The following is a 1,973-nucleotide window of genomic DNA, read 5'->3' as shown; positions in this document are numbered from 1 at the left end:
ATAGCGACACGTTTAGCCCCGCAAAATGATTGAGTATTATTGCGGATTGGTATAATAAGCGCAGTGTTAGTTATTATGGTTATGCAGTAATGTATATAAACCTAACCAGGGATGTCGTTATAAGCATTGAGACCTACTACATAGGTTATTAAATTTACTTGTAGGATGCTTATAATGTTTGGATAAGGTGAGCTTATAGGCAGGTTGGGCAGCTTTAATAACGTCTCTCTTCGCATTAGTAATTTATAAGTGGCTACTGTTATCAGTAACTTTAAGATTAAAGTTAAATCAATAAAAAACCCGAAATAACAATGGCCGTTTCGGGTTTTAACTTGAAGTATAAAAACTAATTATTTATGCCAAATACCTTTTGGAATAGTTTTATTGAGTTTGTCGTTCTTACTTGGATCAAACGTCGGTAACTTTCCGACGCGTCGCTGAGCGTTATAATCTTTAGCAAGCCACACGACAACACCTGAGAGCATAAATAATGCGATTACGTTCACTATTGCCATTAAGCCCATAGATACATCAGCTAATGTCCACACTAGTGGTAATTCGCCCAATGCACCAAACATTACCATACCTAACACTAATAACCTGAAGATCAACATGCCAGATGCGTGGTTATGCTCTAAGAATAATAAGTTCGTTTCTGCATAAGAATAGTTAGCTACTATTGATGTAAAAGCAAAAAACAAAATAGCGACTGCAACAAATATTGCGCCCCAGCTACCAACATGCTCCTCAAGCGCTGCTTGTGTAAGTGCTATACCCGTTACATCAGAGCCTGGTACTAACTGTTCTGATAATAAAATAAGAGCAGCAGTTGCAGTACAAATAATAATAGTATCTACAAATACACCCAGCATTTGTACATACCCCTGTGAAGCAGGGTGAGGTGGGTTTGGCGTTGCCGTTGCTGCAGCATTCGCAGCACTACCCATACCGGCTTCGTTTGAGAACAAGCCGCGTTTGATCCCTTGGATCATCGCCTGCATTACCCCATAACCAATTGCACCGGCACCCGCTTGTTCAAGACCAAAGGCACTTCTAATCACATGCATAAATACATCAGGTAACTCAGTGTAATTTACAGCACATATATAAAGTGCAACCACAAGGTAAGCAGCAGCCATAAATGGAACGGCTAATTCAGCAAATCGAGAAATTGTTTTTAGACCGCCAAATATAATAATACCTGAACCAATAACAAGAGCGATACCGACTATATAGTTAGGGATACCAAAGGCGACTTCAAAAGCCGCAGCAATAGAATTTGACTGTACTGCGTTAAAAACTAAACCAAAGGCTAAAATTAAGCACAATGAAAAGACAACACCCATCCAACGCTTACCAAGTCCGTACTCCATATAATAGGCCGGACCACCACGGAAGTTACCTTCTTCATCTCGAGTTTTATAAGCTTGTGCCAATGTACTTTCAGCAAAGCTAGTAGCCATACCAATTAAAGCAATTAACCACATCCAAAAAATAGCACCTGCGCCACCTAAATAAAGTGCAACGGCAACACCTGCCATATTACCAGTACCAACACGGGCTGCTAAAGAAGTACAAAATGCTTGGAAAGAAGAAATGCCGCCGTCAGAGCCTTGACGACTTTGAAACATGACTTTAATCATATGTGGAAACTGTACAAATTGAATAAAACCAAGACGTATTGTAAAAAATAGCCCTGCAGCTATTAATAAGTACACTAAAATATGACCCCATAAGAGACCACTTATACTATTTATTATATCTGTCATGTGCGTTACCTAGTGAACGAGTTGTAAATATCGGGCGCAACTTACCACAAGCACAGTAAATAGTTTAGTAAACAGCGTAAAAAAATGAGTTATCCACAGGTTTTTGTGGGTAACATGTGTGTCTAGGTGGGGTATCTTTGGGGTAAAAGTTAAATGCAAAAAAGCCTTTAAAAACGCTTGCGTTAAAATCGATTCGCCCTATAA

The 1,973-nt window shown here is 39.3% G+C and carries 1 protein-coding gene; it reads right to left on the bottom strand.

The window, feature by feature from the left end:
* Positions 1-350 precede the first annotated feature (350 nt).
* Positions 351-1,769: a sodium:alanine symporter family protein gene (locus QMA00_RS18740; RefSeq protein WP_290158491.1), complete on the bottom strand. Its 1,419-nt coding sequence runs from the start codon at positions 1,767-1,769 to the stop codon at positions 351-353.
* Between the last annotated feature and the right edge of the window lie 204 nt (positions 1,770-1,973).

It is taken from the genome of Pseudoalteromonas sp. APC 3694, from assembly GCF_030407565.1.
Classification (GTDB): domain Bacteria; phylum Pseudomonadota; class Gammaproteobacteria; order Enterobacterales; family Alteromonadaceae; genus Pseudoalteromonas; species Pseudoalteromonas tetraodonis.
Note: the sequence above shows the minus strand (reverse complement) of the source record. Positions and strands in the feature narration are given on the sequence as shown.